We start from the raw sequence: 22,353 nt of genomic DNA on the forward strand, positions 1-22,353 counted from the left end.
GCCCATACCGCCGCTGCGGCATCCGGGTTAGCGTCCCGCTGACGGAGCCGCGAGGGCGCCCCGCCGGGTTGCCGCGACTGTCCTGGGGGCCGGCCGCGGCGCTCCGGCTCCGCCCCGCCGGAACCCGTCCGGCGGGCTGTACGAGGAGATCCATGAAGCACGTCCGCACCACCGCCCTGCTCGCCGCCATCGGCGCCGCCTTCCTGCTTTCCGCGTGCGGTGGCGAGTCCGGCCAGGCGACTCCCGCCACGCCGTCCGGGACCTCGGCCGCCCCGTCGCCGGCCGCCACCGAGTCGTCGACGGCCGCGGCCGCCCCGGCGGGCGACGTCACCAAGCCCGGCACCGAACTGAAGGTCGGCGAGCGCGCGGTGGTCCCGTTCAAGTACGGCACGAACAAGTCCGGCACCATCGCGATCACCGTCACGGCGATCGACAAGGGCGCGAACGCGGACCTGGCGAAGTACGGCGACAAGGCCAAGGGCATCACGCCGTACTACCTGCGCGCGACGGTCGAGAACGTCGACGGCGCCGACCTGTCGTACGCCTCGGTGAACCTGCGCGCCCTCGGCGCCGACGGCCGCTCGACCGGCGTGATCATCACCGGCAGCACCGACAGCTGCAAGTCCGAAACCGCGGGGAAGGACTTCAAGACGGCGGGCGCCAAGTTCGAGACCTGCACGCTGCAGGGCGCCCGCGAGGGTTCGACGGTGGAAGCGGCGACCTTCGACAAGGGCGACGGCTACGACAAGTCCCCGGTGGTCTGGAAGAACTGAGCCACCCCCTGGCTCACGGAATTTTCGCTCAGCTGAGCGAAAATTCTGTGAGCCAGGCCACGTGGGAGGCAAAAGGGTGGCAAAACTGCCCTTCTCCCCGTAGCTCTCCAGGCGGCCCCGTTCTAGCCTTGGCGCCATGGAATTCGCCGTCGCACCGACGGATACCGGGGCGCCCGGCGCGCTGGAAGAATTGACGATCGCCGTCGGCGATCGGCGGCACAGCGCGCTCGCGGCGGGGCCGCCGGACGGCGAGTTCGCGCTCTTCCTGCACGGCTGGCCCGAGTTCGCCGACGCCTGGACCGAGCAGCTGCACGCGCTCGGCGAGGCCGGCTACCGCGCGGTGGCGGTCGACCAGCGCGGGTACGCGGCGGGCGCGCGGCCGGACGGCGTCGAGCACTACACCATCGACCAGCTGGTCGGCGACGCCCTCGCCTTCGCCGGCAGCCAGGGCGCGGAGCGGTTCCACCTGGTCGCCCGCGACTGGGGCGGCATGATCGCGTGGGCGCTCGCCACCGCGCACCCGGAGCGGCTGCGGTCGCTGACGGTGCTCTCCACCCCGCACCCGGCGGCGCTGCGGCGCGCGGCCGCGACCGACGACGGGCAGTTCCACGACCTCGGCTACATCCGGTTCTTCCGGCGCGGCGTCGGCAAAGCCGAGAAATACCTCTTACGCGACGAAGCCGCGCAATTACGCGCTGTTTACAGCGGGCGGATTCCGGTCGAAATCGTCGAACGTTCCGTCGCGCGCCTTTCGGAACCGGGCGCGCTGACCGCGACGTTGAATTGGTACCGCGGCGCCACCGACGACGATTTCGACATCCCGGCGGGCCGGATCACGGTGCCGACGCTCTACGTCTGGGGGCGCGAGGACCCGTACCTCGGCCAGAGTGCCGCGGAGCTGACCGTGCACCACATCGACGCCGAGTACCGGTTCCAGATCCTCGACGGTGCCAGCCAGTGGATGGCGATGGAGGCCCCCGACGAGGTCATCGCCCTGCTGCTGGACCACCTCGGGCGGCACTGACCCCGTTCTCGTCGAGCTCGGCGAGCAGGGCGGGCAGCCCGGTGGTGAGCATCTTGCGCCGGACCGCGCCGAGCACCTTGGCCATGAAGAAGCCGCCGACGCCGGCGAACCCGGTGTGGTGGTAGGTGAACCGGGTCCCCGTCGCGACGGGCTCCAGCAGGTAGCGGACCTCGCTGGGCTCCTCCCCCTCCGCGCCGACCCAGGTGTAGCGCAGCAGTTCCCGCTCGCGGACTTCCAGCACCTCGCAGTCGACGATCCCCCGCCAGCCGGGCATCGGCTTCGCCACGAACTGGAACCGGGTGCCGGCCACCGGCCGGAAACCGACGGCGCGAGCCCCCTTTCCGGTCGAGGTCCAGCGGGGGATCAGGGCGGGGTCGGTCAGTGCCCGCCAGACCTTCAGGGGTGAGTGCGGGTAGTCCCGGACGATGCGGATTTCGGACACGGCGGCCTCCTGCTTCAGTGACTGTAATTTTACAGTAGCAGAACTTTTCTGGCGGCTGAAGTAAGCTGGGCCGGTGACCACCACGGAAGCCGGGCTGCGCGAGCGCAAGAAGCAGGCGATGCGCCGGCAGCTCGCCGAAACCGCCACGCGGATGTTCCTCGAACGCGGCTTCGACGCCGTCCGGGTGGCCGACGTGGGCGCCGCGTGCGGGGTTTCCGAGAAGACCGTCTTCAACTACTTCCCGAGCAAGGAGGCACTGCTCCTGGACCGGTTGGCGGCGATGGCCGACGCGGTGCGCGCGCACCTGGCGGACCCGGCGCTGCCCCCGGTCAGCGGCATGCTGGCGGTCCTCGACGACGAACTGGACGGCCTGGTCGAACAGCTTGCCGCCGACACCGACACCGACCGCGCGCTGGCGCGGTACCGGCAGTTCGGCGACCTGATCCGGAGCACGCCCTCGCTGCGCGCGTACCGGAGCGACGTCGCCGACCGGTTCGCCGACGTCGCGGCCGAGGTGCTCGCCACCCGCACCGGGCAGCACCCCGACGACCCCGAGCCGCAGCTCGCCGCGGCCACGCTCGTCGGTTTGTGGCGGGTGCAGTTCCGCGCCCTGCGGACCCATTTGCGTCCTGGCAGGCCTCTGGCGGAGGCGATCGACGCCGTGACGGAGGAGGTCCGCCGCGCGGCCCGGCTCGCCGAGACGGGCCTGGCGGGCTTCGGAGAGCGCTGACCGGCGGAGCCCACCGGCCGCACCGGCCTGTTCGGCCTAGCGCACCAGGCCGGTGCGGCCGACCGACCCCGCGAGCGCCCGGCTCGCCAGGACCAGCCTGACCGGCCACGGACCGCCCCGACCGGCGGAGCCCATCGGCCCACCCGCCCGCACCGCCCTAGCCGGTCTTCCGCACCGCCTCCGCGCAGCCGACCAGCTCAGCCCCCCATCCCGCGAGCCGCCGCCACGGACCGCCCCAACCAGCAGAGCCCACCGGCCCACCGGATCGCACCGCCCCCTAGCCGGTCTTGCGCACCAGGCCCGTGTACCCGACCAGCGCGAGCGTCGCCAACGCCCAGATCGCCGCCTGGACCGCCCAGATCGCCACCGTGAACACCTGGCCCGCGTCCAGACCGGTGTTGAGATCGCACCGCCCCCGCACCCCCGGCGACAGCGGCAGCCCGCGGTCCAGCCCGACCCCGATCAGCTCCACCGTCGTGCACCGCGTGCCGGTCGTGGCCGTGAAATCCGCGACGCGCTCGGCAGCGTGGTGGCCGCCCTCGGTCACCTGGCCCGCCCAGAGGCCGAGGCCGCCGGCGGCGATCACCGCCAGGAGCAACGCCGCCGCCGTGCGGCGGGCTCGGTAGCCGTAGCCCGCCAGGGCGCCCCACAGCCAGTGGAACCGGCGAGCAGGCCAGCCGCCGATGCCTTCGGGGGCCCAGCGCTGGAGGTCGCGCTGCTGGGCGATCAGGACGTGCCGGGCGGAGCCGTCGTGGCCCGACGCGCGTTCGGCCGCGGCCAGCCGCTGGTACGGCCCGGGCCGGTAGTCCGCCGTGTGCCAGCGGATCAGGTGCAGCCACTCCTGCCAGGTCGCCGCGCCGAGCGCGCCGAAGCGGAAGCCGTCGAGGTCGATCGTGCCCGGGTGCGGGCCGCGCACCGGTTTCGCGCACACGGTGGCCGCGGCGAGGAACACCGCTCCCTCGACGACGGCGCCCTCCAGGCTCAGCACGGTTCCGCCGTCGGACTGCCGCAGCTCGGCGTCGAGGAGGAGCAGCTGGCCGGTCACGTGCGCGTCGAGCAGCCGGAGCGTGGCCTCCTCACCGGCGCCGGTCGCCCGGATCCCCTTCAGCGACAGGCTTTCCGCGACGTGGCACCGGTCAGCCTGCAGTGCCGGTCCCTCGTCGTTCGTGAGCACGGCCTCGTCGAAGCTGACGTGACCGTCGGCCCGCACGCCGGACACGCTCACCGCGGCCCACGTCGTCGAAGCAGTCGCCTTCAGGCCGGTGAAGTCGAGGTAATTCCCCACGCGAGAAGTGTCCGCGACCAACGCCGGCCCGGACGCGTTCGCCAGTTCGGCGCCGTCGGCCTGCAGCTGGCCGGTGACCACGGCGCCGTGCAGCCGGACCGCGCCCTCCTCGCCCGCGCCGGTGACCTTCGCGCCCGGCAGCGCGAGGTTGCCGCCGACGTGCAGGCCGTCGGCGTACAGCGCCGGGCTCGCGTCGTTGGTCAGGCGCGCGCCGCCGAGGTCCAGCCGGCCGCCGATCCGGGCGCCGAGCAGGCGGACCGTGCCCGGTTCCCCGGACCCGTCCGCGGTCAGCTCGTCGGCGCTGAAGTTGCCGCCGACGTCGAGCCGGTCGCCGCTCAACGCCGCGCCGGTGTCGTTGGCCAGCTCGGCGCCGTCGAGGTAGAGGTTGCCGGTGATGTGCGCGCTGAGCAGGCAGAGCGCGCCGTACTCCCCCGACGCCCGCGCCTTCAGGCCGTCGGCGTGGAAGCTGTCGAGGACGTGCATGCCGTCGGCGCTGAGTCCCCGGCCGCGGCGGTTGACCACCACCGCGGCGCCGGCGTTGAACTGACCCTCGATCCGTGCCCCGAGCAGGCTGATCGCCGCGTCTTCGGCGGCCGCGACGGCCGTGGCGCCGTCGAGCCGCAGATCGCCGGCGTGGAGGCGATCGGCCTCGAGCGCGGGTCCGGTTTCGTTGGTCAGGACGGCGTCGGTGAGGTTCGCTTCGCCACCGATCCGGGCGCCGATCAGGCGCAGCGCCCCGTCTTCGCCGGCACCGGTGATCTTCGCCGACGTCAGCCGGACGTCGCCGGCCGCGACGAGGCCGTCGGCGTGCAGCGCGGGGCCGTCCCAGTTGGTGAGCACGGCGTCGTCGAAGCTGACCTGGCCGGTGACCTGCGCGTTGAGCAGGCGGACCGCGCCCAGCCCGCCGTCGCCGGCCGCGCGCAGTCCCGCGCACCGCAGTGCGGCGCCCGAAAGCCCGTCGAGGTACACCGCGGGCCCGTCTTCGCTGGTCACCTCCGCGTCGCCGAGGTCGGCGCGGCCGCCGATCCGGGCGTCCCGCAGGCAGATCGCGCCGTACTCGCCGGAGCCGGTCGCGCGCACGCCGGTGAGGTGCAGGTCGTGCTCGAGCCGGACGCCGTCGCCGTCGAACCCGGCGATCCGGCTGCCGGACAGGTCGAGCCACGGCAGCCGGGCGCGCCGCACGCTGACCGGGTTGACGACCACGCACCCGGTCAGGGCGAGGCCGACCTCGGCTTCGACGAGGTCGAGGTTCAGCGTCCCGGCGATCCGGGCGCCTTCGACGCGGACGCCCAGCGGGTCGAGCGGACCGCGGCGGCCGAGCAGCAGCTCCCGCAGCACCTCGGCCCGGACGGGCGCGTCCGGCGTCACCACGTCGCCGCGCCGCGCGGCCTCGATCAGTTCACGCTCGGCCGGCGTCAGCTTGCCGAGCACCGGGAGCGGCGGAAAATCGGTCACCCGGGCGGGCGCAGCGCGTCGAGCAGCAGGTCCGAGTAGTGGTCGCCGATCTGGCGGGCGGTCAGCGGACCGCCGCGCCGGTACCACGAACCCAGGTGGTGCACCGAGCCGAAGAAGAAGTCGACGACGACGTCGGCCGGCTTGTCCGTGCGGAACTCCCCTGACGCCTGGCCCTCTTCGACCAGGGCGCGGAAGCGCTCGTGGTACTTGCGGCGCTCGGCGCGCACCGCCTTGCGCTTGTCCGGGGACAGCTGGTGCATGGACTGCAGGAAGATCGTGTTGTCGTCGAGGTTGTCGATGCTGGACACGACGACGTCGGACGCGGCGGCGGCGAGCCGTTCCCGCAGCGGCGCGCCGGAGTCGGCGACGCTCTCCAGCTGGCGGGTCTGCTCGCGCAGGACACGGGCGTAGATCTCGTAGAGCAGGTCGTCCTTGGAGTCGAAGTAGTGGTACATCGCGCCCTTGGTGACGCCCGCGGCCTCGACGATCTCCTGGACCGACGTGCGGTCGAAACCCTTCTTCGCGAAGAGTTTCGTGGCGTGCTCCAGCAGCCGCCGGGGCACGGCGGCCTGGTCGTCCCCGGTCGCCTCGCCCGGTTTCCGGGTGCTCGCTCGGGTCACGGCAAGACCCCCTCTCCGCAGTCGAACGCACAGGATAACGGCTCAGGACTCCCCGGCCAGGAACCGCCGGGGGTTGTCCACGAGCATCGTCGTGATGTCCGTTTCGGACACCCCGCGCTCCCGCAGCGCGGGCAGCACGTCCCGGGTGATGTGCAGGTAGTGCCAGTTCGGCGTGAGCACGGGCAGCTGCTCGGCGGGCAGCCAGTCGATGTAGCAGGACGCGTCGTGCGAGAGCACCATGCTGCCCGCGTACCCGCGCTCGCACATCGCCGCGACGGTGGCCACCCGCTCCTCGAACGGCAGCAGCAGGTCCAGCCCGAACCGGTCCATCCCGAGCAGCGACCCGCGGTCGGCGAGCTCGGTGAGGTACCCGAGGTCCGTCGAGTCGCCGGAGTGCCCGATCAGCACCCGGCTCAGGTCGACGCCCTCGTCCTCGAAGACGTTCTGCTGCTCCAGCCCGCGCCGCGTGTCGGCGTGCGTGTGCGTCATGATCGGCGTGCCGGTCTCGGCGTGCGCCTTGGCCACCGCGCGCAGCACGCGTTCGACGCCGGGCGTGACGCCGGGTTCGTCGGTGGCGCACTTGAGCAGCCCGGCCTTGACGCCGGTGCCCGCGATCCCGTCCCGGATGTCCCCGACGAACATCCCGACGAGCGGGTCCTCGCCCTGCAGCAGCGTGCCGGGCCCGCGGAAGTGCAGGTAGTGCGGCACGTCGTTGTAGGTGTAGAGCCCGGTCGCGACGACGATGTTGACCTCGGCCTCGGCGGCGACCCGCTGCACGCGCGGGATGTACCGGCCGAGCCCGATCACCGTCGGGTCGACGATCGTGTCGATCCCGGCTTCCTTCAGCTCCTTGAGCCGCCGGATCGCCTCGGGGACGTGCTCGTCCTCGCGGAACCCTTCGTGCTCCGGGTAGTTCTCGGCGAATTCGGGGCTGAGCACGAAGAGGTGTTCGTGCATCAGCACCCGGCCCAGCGCTTCCGGCGCGATCGCGCCGCGGACGGTCTCGACCATCAGCCCCTCGCTCGCAGTTCGCGGCGGAGGATCTTGCCGCTGGTGGTCTTCGGCAGTTCGTCGAGCACCACGACGGTGCGCGGGTACTTGTAGGCGGCGAGCCGTTCCTTGCACCACGCCACGAGTTCCGCCGGATCGGCGTCGGCACCCGGCGCGGGGCTGACGTAGGCCTTGACGGTCTCGCCGCGGTACTCGTCGGCGATCCCGACGACGGCGGCTTCGCGGACGGCCGGGTGCGTGTAGAGGACGTCTTCGACCTCGCGCGGCCAGACCTTGAAGCCGGACGCGTTGATCATGTCCTTCTTGCGGTCGACGACGTAGACCCAGCCGCGCTCGTCCATGAACCCGATGTCGCCGGTGAGCAGCCGCCCGCCGGGCAGGGCTTCGGCGGTGGCGTCCGGCCGGTTCCAGTAGCCGGGGACGACCATCGGGCCCTCGACGGCGATCTCCCCCGGCTGCCCGAACGGCAGCTCGTCGCCGTCCTCGCCGAGGATCCGCACGATCGTCTCCGGCACCGGCAGGCCGATCGAGATGGTGCCCGACGCCGGGTCGATCGGCGCTTCGAGCGTCCCGGGGACGACGACGCAGCCAGCACTGGTCTCGGTGAGGCCGTAGCCGTTGTGGATGTAGTGCCCGGTCTTCGCGCGGAACGCTTCGACGACCGCGGGCGGCAGCGCGGCGCCGCCGGAGTACAGCAGCTCGAACGACGCGAAGTGGTCGCGGCTGAAGGACGGGTGGGCCATCAGCGCCATGTACGCCGTGGACGGCCCGACCGTGTAGGACGGCTGGTGTTCCAGGAACGCGTCGAGCACGACCCCGGGGTCGAAGCGGTAGGCCAGTGCGAGGGTGCCCTCGATGTCGATCGCGGAGCCGAGTTCGCAGACCATGCCGGTGATGTGGAACAGCGGGGCGAGCCCGAACAGCGTCGAGCCGGCGGGCAGGCCGCTGAACGAGCCGAGCCCGGCGGCGTTGGTGCCGATGTTGCCGTGGGTGTTGGTGGCGCCCTTCGGCGTGCCGCTGGTGCCGGAGGTGTAGCTGATCAGGGCGGTGTCGCCGAGCGCGAACGCGGGCTCCGGTGGCTTCTCCCCCGGCGTGTTCGCGGCTTCGAGGAGTTCGACGGCGCCGGGCGTCTCTTCCTTTTCGACCTTGGCCAGCACGCGCTCGTCGTCGCGGGTCTGGAACTCGAGTTCGCTGGTGGTGAGCGAGATTTCGACGCCGCTGCCCTCGACGGTCTTCGCGATGTAGGCGTTCCAGCCGCGCTGCGAGCAGACGATCGCCTTGACGCCGGCGTCGGAGAGGACGTGGGTCAGTTCGCGCTCGCGGTACATCGGGTTGACCGGGACGACGATTCCGCCGGCCTTCCACGCGCCGAGCAGCGCGATGACGAACTGCGGGATGTTCTGCAGCACCAGGGCGAGCCGGTCGCCGCGGGCGAAGCCGTTGCTGGTCAGGTAACGCGCGACGCCGTCGGAAAGCCGGTCGACGTCCCGGTAGCTCAGCCGCGCGTCGAAGTACGCGACGGCCGTCCGGTCGGGGACGTGGTCCACGGCGCGGCGGAACGCTTCAGGCAGCGTCGTCGGCTCCGCCGGTCCCGCGTCCCGCACCCGTTCGTCGTAGCTCGCGAGCCAGGGCTTCGCGTCGTACCAGCTCATCCAGTGACCTCCCTTGGACACCGACCGGTCGGTATGTCGACGCTAGGAGGCGACCGTGGTCCGCGTCAAGCCCCGGACGCGAGCGGGAAATGCAGAACTCGCCTTTCACCGCTGAATACGTACGCCGGTTCGGAATGGTTCAGAATCTCTCCGTTTACCGCTTCGCACTGGACAACTGCCTGGTGGAGCCGCCACGATGGCTTTCGCGGCCACTCGGCCGCACCATTCGGAAAAACCGCGCGCTGCCCGTGTGGCCCCCTTGTGTTCACGCTAACTTGGAGTGATTCATGCCTGCTACCGGTGGACGGCACCGCCTCTCGCGGCGGACGAAGATCGCGACGGCGGCCCTCGGCCTCGCGATCGCGGCGGGGGCGCTGGTGATCGCGACGACGGTCGGCGACCCCGGCGCCGCCAACGCGGCGTCGGGCGGGCAGATCACCTGCCCGGACGTGGCGAGCCGGCTCCCCGCGGTCCCGGCCCAGGCGCAAGCCGAGGTCCAGCGCAACCTGCAGCTGCTCGACACCCAGATCTCCGAAGCCAACAACCGGCTCGTCACGAGCGCCGGGCAGGGCGGGCCCAACTTCGTGCGGAACGCGATCCTCGGCCCGCTGCAGGACAAGCGCACGTCGACGATCGACCGGATCGCCATCGCCATCGGCCGCCAGGGCGAGAAACCCCAGAACCTGGGCGGCTTGGCGGCGTGCTCGCTGGGCGGCCAGTCCGGCTCCGGAGCAGCGTCGTCGCAAGTACCGGCCCCGGCACCCGCGCCCGCGCAGAGCACCGCGGCCGCCGGTCAGATCAGCTGCCCCGACGTGGAAAGCCGGCTCCCGGCGATCCCCGCCCAGGCGCAAGCCGAGGTCCAGCGCAACCTGGACCTGCTGGACACCCAGATCGCCGAAGCCAACAACCGCCTCGTCACGAGCGCCGGGCAAGGCGGCCCGAACTTCGTCCAGAACGCGATCCTCGGCCCCCTGGAAGACAAGCGCGTCGCGACGATCAACCGCATCGCCACGGCGATCGGCCGCAACGCCGAGAAGCCGCAGGGCCTGGACGCGCTGGCGCCGTGTAGCCGCTAGATCGCGGACAGGGCGCTGATCCGCAGGAATCCCTTCGCGGTCATCGTCAGCCGCACTTCCGTGCCCACCACGGGATCGAACTCGAGCGTCGTCGGGTCGTTCGAGCCGCTCCCCCAGGTGATCCGGAGGTTCCGCACCGGCTCCCACCCCCGCGCGGTGCGGACGGCGACCTCGGCCGCCGACGGCAGCCCGTGCTTCGCGTCGACGACGAACCGGGCCGTGAGCCCGCCGATCCGTCGCGCCGAAGGCCACGTCAGCGACACCCAGTCCTCAGCTCGTGGCACGCTCACCGCGGCCAGTGTCGCGGTCGCCTGCTTGACGTAGAAGTTCGACCAGCCGGTCGCCGGGTCGCCGTCCAGCATCGCCGACGGCAGCGTGTCCGGCGCGCCGGAGTAGCTCGCGTCCGCGGCCACCGCGACCACCGGCGCGGGGACCTCCACCGCCCGCGCCCCGGGCCCGTTGCGCTGCCCGAGTTTCGTGCCCGGCAAGGTGATCCGGCCCGGCGCCAGTCCCGGCGCGGTCGCCGTCACCGTGATCGGGCCGCGGCCGCCGGTCGCCGCGATCACCGCCACCGCCTGCCCGCGGAACGCCGGGATCGTCGGCTGCTGGTAGCTCTGGGCCAGTTCCTGACAGCCGTTGTCCACCCCGGCCACCCGCCCCGGCCCAGCGACGGCGAACCGCAGCACCGGCTCGCCGCCGGGCACGACCACGCCACGAGCGTCCACAACGGACGCCGTCACGAACGCCATCGCCCCGCTTCCGGCCCGGTCCGGCGCGGTCAGCGTGATCGCGTGCGCGGGCCCGGCCGTGACGACCCGGTCGCGGGCCACCTCGCGGCCGCCGTCCCGGGCGATCGCGGTCAGCGTGCCGGGTTCGAACGGGACCGTCCACGTCAGGTGCAGCTTGCCGGAGCTGCCGTTCGGGCTGGTGTAGCTGCCGGAGGGGTCGTTCTTGTCGTCGCCGGACGGCTCGGTCGTCTCCAGGTACGCTCGTCCGTCCACAGTGGTCTTGCGGTCGAACTTCTTCGTCCCCAGCGAACGGCCGTTGAGCACCAGCTCGACGGTGTCCACAGTGGAGTACACCCACACCGCGACCGGTTCGCCCGGCCGGTGCCCGGTCCAGTCCACCGGCGTCAGGTGCACCATCGGCGCGGCCGTCCACTGGCTGCGGAAGAGGTGGAAGGCGTCCTTCGGCAGGCCCGCGCTGTCGATCGCGCCGAAGAACGACGTCTTGACCGGGAAGACGTCGTACGGCGTCGGCTCGCCGAGGTAGTCCTGCCCGGCCCAGAGGAACTGGCCCTGGCAGAACTTGCGGTCCCGGTCCTTCTTCAGCGAGTACTCGCCGCTGAAGGTCCACGAGGCCAGGTTGTTGTCGTAGGACGACGTCGCCCGCTTGCCGGGCGTGTGGTTCTCCCCGGTGTTGGGCAGGTCCGGGTCCTGGTACACGCCGCGCGTCGAGGTCGCCGACGACGACTCCGACTCGAAGAAGAACTTGTCCGGGTACTTCGCGTGCAGCCCGTCGAGCGACTGGGCGGTGTTGTAGTTGACGCCGAGGCCGTCGAGCTGCCGCAGGATCAGGTCCTGCGGCGAGCCCGCCGCCGGGACGCTCCGGTAGCGGTCGGACCCCATCACCACCGGCCGGGTCGGGTCGATCGCCCGGACCGCCGCGATCAGGTCCGCCGCGATGGCCGGGCCGCCCGCCATCGACGCGTCCGGCACCTCGTTGCCGATCGACCACAGCACGACCGACGGCGAGTTCTTGGCCGCGTGCACCATTTCCGCGATGTCGCGCCCGCTCCACGCGTCGAAGTCGCGGTGGTAGTCGAACTCGACCTTGCCGGTGCGCCAGCAGTCGAACGCCTCGACCATCAGGAGGATCCCGAGCCGGTCGCAGACCGCCACCAGCCGCGGGTCGGGCGGGTTGTGCGCGGTCCGCAGCGCGTTGGCGCCCATCGCGAGCATCAGCCGCATCTGGTGCTCCAGCGCGGCCTCGTCGACGACCGCGCCGAGCGCGCCCTGCGTCGAGTGCAGGTTGACCCCGCGCAGCTTCACCGGCACGCCGTTGAGCGAGAACCCGTCGTCCGGGTGGAACGCGAAGTGGCGGAACCCGAAGTCCGTGGTGGTCGTGTCGAGCACGCGCCCGGCCACGACGACGTCGGTGCGCACCGCGTACAGCCGCGGCCGTTCGGTCGACCACAGCTGCGGCGCCGCGACCTCCGGCGTGGTGACCGCCGTCGCCGTCCGGCCGGCGGGTACGGCCACGGTCGCCGAGCCGCTCGCCACCACCCGGCCCGCCGGGTCGGTGACCGTGGTGCGCACCTCGACCACCACCGCCGCGGCGGAGTCGTTCGTGACGTCCGTGGCCACCCGCACTGTCCCCCGGCCGGCGGCGATGTCGGGCGTGGTGACGAACGTGCCGTGCCGGGCCACGCGCACCGGCTCGGTGACGACCAGCCGGACGCGGCGGAAGATGCCGCTGCCGGAGTACCAGCGGCTGCTGGGCAGCGGGTTGACCGCCCGCACGGCGAGGACGTTCGGCGTCCGGCCGTCGGTGTGCGCCCGGCCGGTGAGGTCGAAGGCGAACCCGGTGTAGGCGTACGGGTGGTTGCCGAGCAGCTCGCCGTTCAGGTACACGTGCGCGTCCGAATAGACGCCGTCGAATTCGACCGAGACGCGCATGCCGGCGAGCGACGGCGGCAGCGTGAACGTCTTGCGGTACCAGCCGAGGCCGCCGCGGAAGAAACCGGACGCGCTGCTCGTGCCGCCCTGCGGGGTCGGCGGCAGCTCGATGCTCCAGTCGTGCGGGACGTCGACGGCCTGCCACGCCGAGTCGTCGAAGCCGGGCTCCGCGGCGTCGGCGAACCGGCCGCCGGGGTCCGTGGTGCCGTCGGGGTTGGCGAGGGCGAACCGCCAGCCGGCGCCGAGATCGGTGCTCCGCCCGGTGATCGCGAGCTCCGGCCGGGTGAGCGCTTCGGCGGCCCTGGCCACCGGCGCGAACGCGGAGGCGACGGCGGCGGCGCCGGCTCCCCCCAGCACCAGACGTCGGCTCGGTCGCGGCGAGTGCGGCATCGGGGTGTCCCTTCCGGCGGCGGCGCGGGCAGCGGAAAGCACTATCGCACAAGGGTTTCCGATCGATCAAAGGCTTCGATCATTTCGACCTCAGCAGGTTTTCCGGACGTACCCGGCGGCCCCTTCGGGAACGACGCCGCGGTCGCGGCGGACGATGCTGAGCGAGCCGCCCCAGCGGGTGCAGGCGGTCGCCAGGCCCTCGTCGGTGTATTCGATCACGACGACGTGGTCGCCGAAGGCCGCCGTGTATTCGTCGCAGTTCTCCTGCTCGCCGCATTCTTCGGCGACAGCGAAGTCGAGCCCGTTTTCCTGGCGCCGCCCGGCGAGTTCGGACGTGTTCTTCTGCCCGATGGCCAGACCCTTTTCGTGCGCGTGCGCGGACAGCAGGCGCACGAAGGCCTGGGCGTCGCCGTCGGAAAGGAGGCCGTGCGAGCGCGTGTAGCTGTCGTAGTTGTCAGGCTCGATTGCCTGGAAACCCTTGGCCGCGCAGTCGTCGATCCACGCGCCGACCTTCGCCGCGACGCGCTCGCGCTGGTCCGGCGTGCGCAGGTCGAGCAGTGCCTCGTGCCAGTCTTCGTCGATCACCGGATCGCCGTTCGCGTCCCGGAGCACCAGATCGGCCCACTCCGCCTCGGCACCCGGCTGGGCCTGGAAAGCGTTTACGTAGCAGATGTTGTAGCGCCCGGCGGCCGGTGCGGCCGCGTGGTCGCGGCTGACGACCTCGACGCCGTCCGGCGGGCCGTAGGCACCGCCGAGCTGGTAGTCGAAGCCCGCCTTCACCGGAGGAAGACGCACGGCGGCGGGCTGCTCGGCGGGCGAACAAGCGGCGACGGTCAAGCCCAGTACGACGAGAAGGGTTCTCACCACCGCGACTCTACGACGCCCGGCATCCACAGTGGACAAAGCCGTCAACGCTCACGGGACCAGGCGCCGGCGTCCTCGGTGTACCGGACCAGCAGCCGCGCGAACTGGACGCGGTCCTCCGGTGCCCAGTCCGCCGTGATGGCCTCGAACGCCTCGCGCTGCTCGGCCGCGAACCGGTCCCGCTCCGCTTCGCCGCTCTCCGTCAGCTCCAGCACCGTCCGGCGGCCGTCGGCCTGGGACGCCGCGCGGCGCAGCAGGCCGTCGGCGATGCAGGCCGCCACCGTGCGGCTGGCCACCGGCTGCGCGACGCCCATCTCGGTGGCGAGGCCGCCGACGGTCATCTCGCCCGGGGCGTCCGCGACGACGTTCAGCACCAGGTTGCGGGAGAGGTCGCGGCCGGTGGCCGGGGTGCGGCGGCGCAGGCGGGACAGCGCCGGGCCGATCCGGTCCAGCAGCAGGTCCTCGGCGGAACGCGCGGTGCTCACCCCCGGATCGTAGTACCCCCGGCATTTGCATACCAACCCCTAACTGCATAGCATTGGGTATGTACCTGCGAACGAGGAAGCGAGGCCACCATGGCCACCACCGCCATCACCGGCGCCCAGGTCTTCGACGGCGAGAAGGCACTGGGAGTGCGGACCGTCGTCCTCGACGGCCGGAAGATCCGCCAGGTCGGCGGCGAAGTGCCCGACGGCGCCGAGGTCGTCGACGGCCGCGGCGCGACCCTGCTGCCCGGGCTGATCGACGCGCACGTCCACTCCGCGCCCGGCTCCCAGGCGCTGGCCCTGCGGTTCGGCGTCACCACCGAGCTGGAGATGCAGGGCCTGCACACCCGCGAAAACCGGGCGCACATCACCGAAGACGACACGGTCGCCGACATCCGGTCGTCCGGGTTCGCCATCACCCCGCCCGGCGGGCACCCCAGCGAGCTGATGCCCGAAGGCTTCCGGCCGGCCGGCGACCTGCCGCCGGTCCTGCCGCTGATGCCGTTCTCCACCACGCCGGAAGAGGCCGTCGCCTTCGTCCCGCAGCTGCTCGCCCGCGGGTCCGACTACATCAAGTTCATGATCGACGACGGCAGCGTCGAGGGGCACCCCGGGCTGCCGATGCTCGACCAGGCCACGCTGAACGCCGGGGTCGCCGAGGCCAAGAAGCACGGCGCCCTCACCGTGGCCCACACGCTGACCCTCGACGCCACCCGGATGGCCGCCGAGGCGGGCGTCGACGGGCTCGTCCACGTGTTCATGGACCGGCCGCACACCGCGGAGATCGTGGACCTGGTCGCCGGAGCGGGGATGTTCGTCGTGCCGTGCGTCTGCCTGAACGCGTCGATGATGGGCATCACCGGCGGCGACCTCGCCGCCGACCCGCGGGTCGCCCGCCGCCTCGACGGCAAGTGGGCGGAAACCCTGCGGTCCAGCTACGGCCGCTACCCGCAGGGCAAGCTCGAGGACGTGCTGGCGACCGTCCGGGCGCTGGCCGACGCCGACGTCGACATCCTGGCCGGCACCGACGCCTCCATGGCCGAGACGTTCTTCGGCGGCCTGGCCCACGGCGCCAGCCTGCACCAGGAACTCGGCTACCTGGTGGCCGCCGGCCTGACCCCGGCCCAGGCCCTGCGCGCCGCGACCGCGACCACCGCCCGCCGCTTCGGTCTCGGGGACCGCGGCCGCGTCGCCGAAGGGCTCCGCGCCGACCTCCTGCTCGTCGACGGCGACCCGACGGCGGACATCGGCGCCACGCTCGACACCCGGGCGATCTGGCGGCGGGGCAGCCGGCTCAAGGACTGACGGCGTTCTTGCGATGGAACCGCGCTTTCTTGTGCCGGTTCCCGCAGGTGCCCATGTCGCACCACCGGCGGGTGCGGCTCTGGCTGGTGTCGAAGAACGCGGCCCGGCAGGTCGGCGACGCGCACAGGGCCAGCTTCCCGTCGCGTTCGCCCGAGAGGATGTCGATCGCGTCGGCCGCGATCACGCCGAGGGCGTCTTCCAGGGCCGAGTCCGGGCCGAGCCGCCACCGCCGCTCGCCTTCGGGTGTCAGGACGGCGGCGGCCCGGCCCCGGGCACTGCGGTCGTTGATGACGCGGACCGCCGCGACGGGGAGCGCTTCGCCGGTCGCGGCCGCCGTCGCGGCGGCGTGGATCGACTCCCGCAGCTCCCGGGCGAGGGCGAGCTGGTCATCGGTGCACGAGCCGACGTCGAGGCCGCTCACGACCAGCCAGTCGACGAGCCGCTGCGGCACGGGAATGCGCTCCAGTGCGTCGCCACGGCGCTCGGTCAACGTCGCCGTGAAGCTGGTCGCGAGCACGCTCCCGAGGCGGAAGTCGGGGAATCCGGCAGGCATGGAACCACCTTAGCCGGTTGCTCGCGTGGGTGCCGCCGTGTTAGAACCGTCTAAGCCGGTTCTTCGAGGGGCAGGAGGTTCCCATGTCCGTGCACGCGTTCGAAGCCGACGCACCCGACGCCGACCTCGACGAGCTGCGCGCGCGGCTCGCCGCCGCCCGGCTGCCGGAAGCCGAGACGGTCGAGCACCGCTGGGGACAGGGCGTTCCGCTCGCCGACCTCGTCGACGTCGTGGACTACTGGCGCACCGGGTACGACTGGCGGTCGTTCGAGCGCAGGCTCGACGAGATCGGCCAGTTCCGCACGACCATCGACGGCCTGGGCATCCACTTCCTGCACCGCCGGTCCGCGCGGCCGGACGCCACTCCCCTGCTCCTGACGCACGGCTGGCCGGGCAGCGTCGCCGAATTCGTCGACGTGATCGACGAGCTGGCGGACCCGGGCAGCGCCGAGGCACCCGCGTTCCACGTCGTCGCCCCGTCGCGCCGGGCTTCGGCTACAGCGACAAGCCGGCCAAAACCGGCTGGGGCACCGAAAAGATCGCGGCCGCCTGGGTCGAGCTGATGGGCAGGCTCGGCTACGAGGAGTTCGCCGCCCACGGCGGCGACTGGGGCGGCAACATCACCACGGTCCTCGGCGGCCGGTTCCCGGAGCACGTGCTCGGCATCCACACGACGTTCGCGGAAGGCCCGCCCGGGCTGTCCACCGACGGGCTGACCGCGACCGAGCGCGCGTGGGCCGAGGAAACCCGCCACTTCTGGCGCCACCGCGCGGCGTACGCGAAGCAGCAGGCGACCCGGCCGCAGACCATCGGCTACTCGCTCGTCGACTCCCCGGTCGGGCTGCTCGCCTGGATCCTCGACAAGTTCGCCGAATGGTCCGACACCGAAGACAGCCCGTTCGAAACCATTTCCCGGGACCGGATCCTCGACGACGTCACCCTGTACTGGCTGACGCGGACCGGCGCGTCGGCGGCCCGCATCTACTACGAAAGCCACAATTCCCTGGACCCCGGGCTGCGGGTCGACGTCCCGGCGGCGATCACCGTCTACCCGCGCGACATCGAGAAGTACCCGCGGCCCTGGGCGCAGGAGCGCTACCGGCGGATCGTGCGGTGGAACGCGCCCGAGAAGGGCGGGCACTTCCCGTCGCTGGAGGTGCCCGGGTACTTCGTCGACGACCTCCGGGAAGGCCTCGCGGCCGTGCTGGCCGTCAGCAGCCCCGGTGGTACGCCACGGCCCGCGGGAGACCGGTGCCCGGCCACTTGATCGTCGCCGCGAGCGTGCCGTCGTCGGTGAGGCCGGCGGGCCGGGGTGCCGCGTTGAAGTCCGGGTCGCCTGCCAGGTCGGCGGTGGGTTCTCCGTTCTCCCAGACCCGCAGTTCGTAGTTCTCGGGGTCGAACGTGTGGGCCACGCCGGCCATCGTCGTGCCGCTGTCGAGGAACAGGCTGTCGGCGGCTTCGGTGGTCGTGTCCACGACGTGGCCGTCCAGATCGGCTTCGATGGCGACCATCGTCAGCTCGGGCGTGACGACCGACGCGGCGATCCGGCCGCCGTGGAAGGCTTCCAGCAGCACGGATCCGCCGGGGTACAGCGGCGGGAGCTGCCGGTACCCACCGTCGGCGGCGCGGACGAACGCCTCACCCGAGCGCTCTCCGACGTCGGTGTAGAGCAGGACGCGGCCCTGCTCGTCGACGTCGACCGGGTAGGTGTCGTAGAGGTGCTGGGGATCCAGGTTCAGGACCTCGGCCGTGCCCGGCCGCGCGGCGGCCCACAGCACCGGGTGGACGTCGCTGAACTCACCATAGGCGACGCCGATGATGTCCCCGGCGTTGTTGACGTGCATGGCCTTGGCGGACCGGAACCCTTGCGGTATCGGCAGGTTCACGTACTGGCCGCCGCGGTACACGACGGGTTTCGCCGCCCACCACTCCCCGCTTCCGCCGTCCCCCACGACGTCGCCGGCGGAGTTGATGTCGCGCACCTCGGCCAGGTGGAACGACGAAACGATCTGACCGTCGTGCCACCGCACCTGCGAATACGCGTTGTCGCCTCGCACGGCCCCGACGAACCAGCCGCCTTCCGCCGCCGCGTAGACCTCGCTGCCGGTGTACGGCGCCGGCAGCGCCAGCGACGTCATCGCCCAGGTGCAGCCCGCCGCGGCCGCGGGTGACAGGCCGGGCAGGCAGGCGGCGAGACACCGGCACCACGCCCGGCGGCCCCGGGAGGTTTAGCCGGTGCCGTTCACAGCCCCAGCGCGCTCATGAACAACGCGGCGACGGCGGCCCGGTGCTCGGGGGAATCCGCCCACCGCAGGCGGCGCCCGGCCTCGACCACCACGCCGAAGCCGGCGTGCACCAGCACGCGCGCCTGACGCGCGTCGAGGTCGGGGCGGGCCTGGCGCAGGTGCTGCTCCCAGACCGCGATGTGCTCGCGTTGCGCGGCCACCAGGGGACGGCGAAGGGCGTCGGGCAGGCCGACGATCTCGGCGTCGGCCACGCTGGTGAGCGAGTGGTGCTCGAAGCTGTACGCCACGTAGGTCGCCGTCAGCGCGGTCAGGGCGTCGTGCGCGCCGGTCACCCCGCGCAGGTTGTGCTCGACCGCCTGGGCCAGCAGGCCGGCCGCCTGCAGGCAGGCCGCGGCCAGGATGTCGGCCTTGCCGGGGAAGTAGCGGTAGAGCCCGGACGGCACCAGCCCCACGGCCTCGGCGATCATCCCGTTGGTGACGGCGGCGAACCCGGCCCGTTCGAAGAGCGGGATGGCGGCCGCGAGGATCTCCGAACGCCGCGTGCGGGGCTGGGGCACGGCGGGCAGTTCGACGAGCGGCCCGCCCCCGGGCGCCTGCCGGGTATCCGTCGCGGCGACGCGCAACGCCGCGGCCAGCAAGAGGTCTTCGACGCGCCGCCGGGCGAACGCGTTGTGGTGCATGGTGATGGAGCCGATCGCGCCCAGCGCCGCCACCGCGCGCAGGTGCTCGTCGGACGCCGGGTGCTCGCGCCGGACCGCGGCCGCCACCCGGCCGACGACGTGCGCGAACTTGCCCTTGAGCACACGGCGGTCGTCGCGGTCGAGGTAGCGGGCCTCCCACCGGTACACCCCGCCTGCCGCGCGGTGGGCGACCGTGACGCGGGTGGCGGCGGCCAGGACGTCCGCCAAGGCGCCGTCTTCCGGCACCTCCTCGAGCGCCGCGACGAGCCGGTCCGCCATGACGTTCGCGCACTCGGCGAACAGCGCGTACTTGTTCGGGAAGTGCCGGTACAGGGCCGCGGCGGTGATGCCGACGGCGGCCGCGATCTCCTCCATCGACGCCGAGTGGTAGCCGCGCTCGCTGAACACCGCGCCCGCCGCCTCGACGATGAGCTGCTTGCGGTTGCGCGGCCGGGCCGCCGCGGCGGGCCCGGCGGTCACCGCGGCCACCGGGCGGGGGTGCGCGGGAGCGGGGCCATGCCTGCCAGTCAACCACGAACCGGGCGCGGCGCCCGGCGACGGACCGATTCAGGCCGGTACCGCTCTTGCCGACCGCGGCACCGGGTGTCTATGTTAATGGAGAATCTCGTACCAACAGCTCGCGATCCAGCGCGTTTATGGAAGCTCTACGCAGGTACTGCCTATCAAGGAAGCTAGGTAAGTAAATGAGCAATCTCAGCCGGAGGAACGTTCTTTCGCTCGGCGTCGCACTGGGGCTGGTGAGCGCGGCGAGCGCCATCCCGGCGTGGGCGTCGACCGGCGGCGCCGCGGCGGGCACGGACCCGTGGTGGACGTGGGACGACGAGGTGGACCGCCTGATGGCGGACATCCTCGGCACCGGCCAGGTCCCCGCGGTCAACACGGCACTGCGGCCGTGGGTGAACAACAGCGACCCGCTGCCCACCGGGCTGCCCGCCGACCTCGCCGGCCACCTCCGGCAGGCCAACCGGCTGCCGTCCTGGGCCGACGCCACCAAGCTGCGCCGCGCCGCCGACTTCAACCGCCGCAAGGACACCTACCTGTTCATGCTCTACGGCCTGGGCAGCGGCATCATGAGCACGGTCATCCCGCGCGAGGCCAAGTCGGTCTACTGGTCCGCGGGCGGGGCGGACATGCAGGACCGCGCGGCGAAGACGTTCACCTTCGGCTACGACCTGAGCGACCTGAACGCGTTCGAGCCGAGCGGCCAGTTCGTGGTCACGGCCAACAAGACGCGCCTGGTGCACGCGGCGGTGCGCCACCTGCTGCCCCAGTCGTCGCACTGGCGGGCGGTCGCCGACGAGCAGATCCCGATCAGCAACGGCGACATCCTGGTGACCTTCCACAGCCTCGGCACCTACGTGCACCGCAAGCTGCTGGAGTGGCGCGTCCCGATGTCGGCCGCGGACGAGGAGGCCTTCCTGCACCAGTGGCAGGTCGCCATCCACCTGCTCGGCGTCCGCGACGAGTTCATCCCCAAGACCTGGGCCGAGGCCGACGCGCAGTCGACCCGCGTGCTCACCCCATTGCTGTCCCCGACGACGGAGGGCAAGGAGCTGGCGGAGGACCTGCTCGGCCTGACCGCGCAGATCGACCTGGGCGTCACCCGCGGCTTCCTGAACGAGTTCGTCCGCTACGTCCTCAGCGACGCGGTCGGCGACTGGCTCGGCCTCCGGCGCGACTACGCGGCGGCCGCACTGGTCCGCACCGGCTGGCCGGCCTACATCGCGTTCCGGGAAGGCCTGCTGCCGGTCGCACCCGCCGGGTTCTACCTGTTCGACCAGTTCATCCGCGCGATCGCGATGCTGTTCCTGAACAAGGTCAGCTCGCCGACGACCACCCCGATCACCATCCCGACCGGCAACCGGCCGGGTGCTTGACCGGCCACGCTCGTCCCTGGCGGCGGCTCGTCATGTCATGAAAGGGTCGTTCACCTCACCAGACGACATGAACGACCCTTTCACGACATCCCCGCGACGCCGGGCAGACCGCACAGCCAGGTGACTCTGCCCCCGGTCACCCGCTCGCCGCTCGCCGGCGCAACTTTGCCGGCCGCGCCACCGGTGTCGATCAGGTGGCGCCGGATCGGCCAACTCAACGCCCGGAACGGCCAGTTCGGCGACCACTCCGGTCGGCGCGAACCCCGTGCTCGGCGCCCAGCACGCCGAAGCCTGGCCACCACCGAAGCGACCGCTTAGTATGACCTCCGACCCCGAGGAGGCGGCCTTGGCCACGGTGGATGGCGTGCGGTACACGGCGGACGGCGCGGTCGCGACCCTGACGTTCGACAAACCCGGCCGCAGCAACGCGATGGACGTCCCGATGCAGGCCCGCTACGGCGCCCTGCTGCGGCAGGCCGACGCGGACGCCGGGGTCCGCGCGGTCGTCGTCACCGGGGCGGGCAAGGCGTTCTGCCCCGGTGCCGACCTGGGGCTGCTCGACGGCATCGCCGCCGCTCCGCCTGCCGGGGGCGGTGGGCACGAGAACTTCCGCGACGTCCTGGCGGCGGCGTCGGTCGGGGTGCCGGTGGTCGCCGCGGTCAACGGTGGCTGCGCCGGGCTCGGGTTCGTCATCGCCTGCTCGGCCGACGTCCGCTTCGCCGCCGCGGGCGCGAAGTTCACCACGGCGTTCGCGCGGCGCGGGCTGATCGCCGAGTACGGCGTCGCGAAGCTGCTGCCAGGGCTCGTCGGGCAGGGGCGCGCCCGTGACCTGCTGCTGTCCGGCCGCACGTTCACCGCCGAGCAGGCCTTCGACTACGGCCTGGTCCAGGAGGTCGTGCCGGCCGAGGAGCTGCCGTCGCGCGCGCACGCCTACGCGACGGAGCTGGCGACCTACAGCGCGCCCCGCTCGATGGCCGTGATGAAGCGGCAGTTCGAGCGGGAAGCGTCCCTCAGCCTCGAAGACGCGGCACGCGAAGCGACGGCGCTGATGATCGAGTCGTTCGGCCGCCCCGAGCTGGCCGAGGGACTGGCCAGCTGGAACGAGCGACGTATCCCCCAGTTCCCGGACCGATGAGTTTTCGTGGCCCGGCCGGTCGGTACTCCCGACCGACACCACCACGAAAGC

The 22,353-nt window shown here is 72.3% G+C and carries 18 protein-coding genes and 1 pseudogene; 8 read left to right on the plus strand and 11 right to left on the minus strand.

The window, feature by feature from the left end; translation table 11 throughout:
• Positions 1-152 precede the first annotated feature (152 nt).
• Together EIY87_RS23880 and EIY87_RS23885 are read left to right on the plus strand one after the other, a co-directional pair.
• Positions 153-773, plus strand: coding sequence for a hypothetical protein (locus EIY87_RS23880; protein WP_125311951.1), 621 nt, complete (start codon positions 153-155; stop codon positions 771-773).
• A 136-nt stretch (positions 774-909) separates the two neighbouring features.
• Complete coding sequence (locus EIY87_RS23885; RefSeq protein WP_125311953.1) at positions 910-1,797, plus strand: alpha/beta fold hydrolase; 888 nt, start codon at positions 910-912, stop codon at positions 1,795-1,797.
• Here the strand turns inward: EIY87_RS23885 and EIY87_RS23890 are convergent.
• On the minus strand, positions 1,760-2,239 hold the full coding sequence (locus tag EIY87_RS23890; RefSeq protein ID WP_125311956.1) for an SRPBCC family protein: 480 nt from the start codon (positions 2,237-2,239) through the stop codon (positions 1,760-1,762). The genes EIY87_RS23885 and EIY87_RS23890 overlap by 38 nt on opposite strands.
• A gap of 73 nt (positions 2,240-2,312) precedes the next feature.
• On the opposite strand from EIY87_RS23890, the gene EIY87_RS23895 reads away from it, so the two are divergent.
• Positions 2,313-2,969 carry a TetR family transcriptional regulator gene (locus EIY87_RS23895; RefSeq protein WP_318531898.1) on the plus strand — a complete coding sequence of 219 codons (657 nt, stop codon included), beginning with the start codon at positions 2,313-2,315 and terminating at the stop codon, positions 2,967-2,969.
• 277 nt (positions 2,970-3,246) lie between these two features.
• On the opposite strand, the gene EIY87_RS23900 is transcribed toward EIY87_RS23895, so the two are convergent.
• Genes EIY87_RS23900 through EIY87_RS23915 form a run of 4 tightly spaced genes read right to left on the minus strand, consistent with a single transcriptional unit; the run spans position 3,247 to position 8,992 of the window.
• Entirely contained in the window at positions 3,247-5,709 is a 2,463-nt protein-coding gene (locus EIY87_RS23900) for a translocation/assembly module TamB domain-containing protein (protein ID WP_125311958.1), read from the minus strand.
• Positions 5,706-6,329 (minus strand): TetR/AcrR family transcriptional regulator, encoded by a 624-nt coding sequence (locus EIY87_RS23905; protein WP_125311960.1) that lies wholly within the window; start codon positions 6,327-6,329, stop codon positions 5,706-5,708. Before EIY87_RS23905 ends, EIY87_RS23900 begins: the two co-directional genes overlap by 4 nt.
• 42 nt (positions 6,330-6,371) lie before the next feature.
• Positions 6,372-7,340, minus strand: coding sequence for a phosphotriesterase family protein (locus EIY87_RS23910; RefSeq protein WP_125311962.1), 969 nt, complete (start codon positions 7,338-7,340; stop codon positions 6,372-6,374).
• On the minus strand, positions 7,340-8,992 hold the full coding sequence (locus EIY87_RS23915) for an AMP-binding protein (RefSeq protein WP_125311964.1): 1,653 nt from the start codon (positions 8,990-8,992) through the stop codon (positions 7,340-7,342). Before EIY87_RS23915 ends, EIY87_RS23910 begins: the two co-directional genes overlap by 1 nt.
• A 287-nt stretch (positions 8,993-9,279) precedes the next feature.
• On the opposite strand from EIY87_RS23915, the gene EIY87_RS23920 reads away from it, so the two are divergent.
• The gene (locus tag EIY87_RS23920) at positions 9,280-10,068 is read left to right on the plus strand and encodes a hypothetical protein (RefSeq protein WP_125311966.1); all 789 of its coding nucleotides are present in this window, start codon (positions 9,280-9,282) and stop codon (positions 10,066-10,068) included.
• Here the strand turns inward: EIY87_RS23920 and EIY87_RS23925 are convergent.
• The 3 genes from EIY87_RS23925 to EIY87_RS23935 form a co-directional block, all read right to left on the minus strand.
• A complete protein-coding gene (locus EIY87_RS23925; protein ID WP_225440007.1) occupies positions 10,065-13,103 on the minus strand; it encodes a glycoside hydrolase family 2 TIM barrel-domain containing protein in 3,039 nt (1,012 codons plus the stop codon). The genes EIY87_RS23920 and EIY87_RS23925 overlap by 4 nt on opposite strands.
• 123 nt (positions 13,104-13,226) lie before the next feature.
• On the minus strand, positions 13,227-14,000 hold the full coding sequence (locus EIY87_RS23930) for an endo alpha-1,4 polygalactosaminidase (protein WP_225440008.1): 774 nt from the start codon (positions 13,998-14,000) through the stop codon (positions 13,227-13,229).
• 44 nt (positions 14,001-14,044) lie between these two features.
• Positions 14,045-14,485 (minus strand): MarR family winged helix-turn-helix transcriptional regulator, encoded by a 441-nt coding sequence (locus EIY87_RS23935; protein WP_125311968.1) that lies wholly within the window; start codon positions 14,483-14,485, stop codon positions 14,045-14,047.
• 90 nt (positions 14,486-14,575) lie between these two features.
• Here EIY87_RS23935 and EIY87_RS23940 point away from each other — a divergent pair, with 90 nt between their 5' ends.
• The gene (locus EIY87_RS23940; protein WP_125311970.1) at positions 14,576-15,790 is read left to right on the plus strand and encodes an amidohydrolase family protein; all 1,215 of its coding nucleotides are present in this window, start codon (positions 14,576-14,578) and stop codon (positions 15,788-15,790) included.
• Here the strand turns inward: EIY87_RS23940 and EIY87_RS23945 are convergent.
• Entirely contained in the window at positions 15,780-16,343 is a 564-nt protein-coding gene (locus EIY87_RS23945; protein ID WP_125311972.1) for a CGNR zinc finger domain-containing protein, read from the minus strand. The genes EIY87_RS23940 and EIY87_RS23945 overlap by 11 nt on opposite strands.
• Before the next feature lie 83 nt (positions 16,344-16,426).
• Here EIY87_RS23945 and EIY87_RS23950 point away from each other — a divergent pair.
• Positions 16,427-17,610: pseudogene (locus tag EIY87_RS23950) on the plus strand (epoxide hydrolase family protein).
• Here the strand turns inward: EIY87_RS23950 and EIY87_RS23955 are convergent.
• Both EIY87_RS23955 and EIY87_RS23960 read right to left on the minus strand, forming a co-directional pair.
• Positions 17,555-18,481 carry a hypothetical protein gene (locus EIY87_RS23955; protein WP_125311974.1) on the minus strand — a complete coding sequence of 309 codons (927 nt, stop codon included), beginning with the start codon at positions 18,479-18,481 and terminating at the stop codon, positions 17,555-17,557. The pseudogene EIY87_RS23950 and the gene EIY87_RS23955 overlap by 56 nt on opposite strands.
• Before the next feature lie 104 nt (positions 18,482-18,585).
• Positions 18,586-19,749, minus strand: a complete 1,164-nt coding sequence (locus EIY87_RS23960) for a TetR/AcrR family transcriptional regulator (RefSeq protein WP_125312247.1) — start codon at positions 19,747-19,749, stop codon at positions 18,586-18,588.
• Between the two features lie 224 nt (positions 19,750-19,973).
• On the opposite strand from EIY87_RS23960, the gene EIY87_RS23965 reads away from it, so the two are divergent.
• On the plus strand, positions 19,974-21,167 hold the full coding sequence (locus EIY87_RS23965; RefSeq protein WP_125311977.1) for an oxygenase MpaB family protein: 1,194 nt from the start codon (positions 19,974-19,976) through the stop codon (positions 21,165-21,167).
• 319 nt (positions 21,168-21,486) lie between these two features.
• Positions 21,487-22,302, plus strand: coding sequence for an enoyl-CoA hydratase-related protein (locus tag EIY87_RS23970; protein ID WP_191984244.1), 816 nt, complete (start codon positions 21,487-21,489; stop codon positions 22,300-22,302).
• The last annotated feature ends 51 nt before the right edge of the window (positions 22,303-22,353 follow it).

Origin of the sequence: Amycolatopsis eburnea (genome assembly GCF_003937945.1) — a bacterium.
GTDB classification, from domain to species: domain Bacteria; phylum Actinomycetota; class Actinomycetes; order Mycobacteriales; family Pseudonocardiaceae; genus Amycolatopsis; species Amycolatopsis eburnea.

Excerpts from the sequence above, each read along its gene's own strand:
- EIY87_RS23880 (WP_125311951.1), top strand. The coding sequence starts at position 153 with ATGAAGCACGTCCGCACCACCGCCCTGCTCGCCGCCATCGGCGCCGCC.
- EIY87_RS23885 (WP_125311953.1), top strand. The coding sequence starts at position 910 with ATGGAATTCGCCGTCGCACCGACGGATACCGGGGCGCCCGGCGCGCTG.
- EIY87_RS23910 (WP_125311962.1), bottom strand. The coding sequence starts at position 7,340 with ATGGTCGAGACCGTCCGCGGCGCGATCGCGCCGGAAGCGCTGGGCCGG.
- EIY87_RS23915 (WP_125311964.1), bottom strand. The coding sequence starts at position 8,992 with ATGAGCTGGTACGACGCGAAGCCCTGGCTCGCGAGCTACGACGAACGG.
- EIY87_RS23920 (WP_125311966.1), top strand. The coding sequence starts at position 9,280 with ATGCCTGCTACCGGTGGACGGCACCGCCTCTCGCGGCGGACGAAGATC.
- EIY87_RS23940 (WP_125311970.1), top strand. The coding sequence starts at position 14,576 with ATGGCCACCACCGCCATCACCGGCGCCCAGGTCTTCGACGGCGAGAAG.
- EIY87_RS23945 (WP_125311972.1), bottom strand. The coding sequence starts at position 16,343 with ATGCCTGCCGGATTCCCCGACTTCCGCCTCGGGAGCGTGCTCGCGACC.
- EIY87_RS23955 (WP_125311974.1), bottom strand. The coding sequence starts at position 18,481 with ATGACGTCGCTGGCGCTGCCGGCGCCGTACACCGGCAGCGAGGTCTAC.
- EIY87_RS23965 (WP_125311977.1), top strand. The coding sequence starts at position 19,974 with ATGAGCAATCTCAGCCGGAGGAACGTTCTTTCGCTCGGCGTCGCACTG.
- EIY87_RS23970 (WP_191984244.1), top strand. The coding sequence starts at position 21,487 with ATGACCTCCGACCCCGAGGAGGCGGCCTTGGCCACGGTGGATGGCGTG.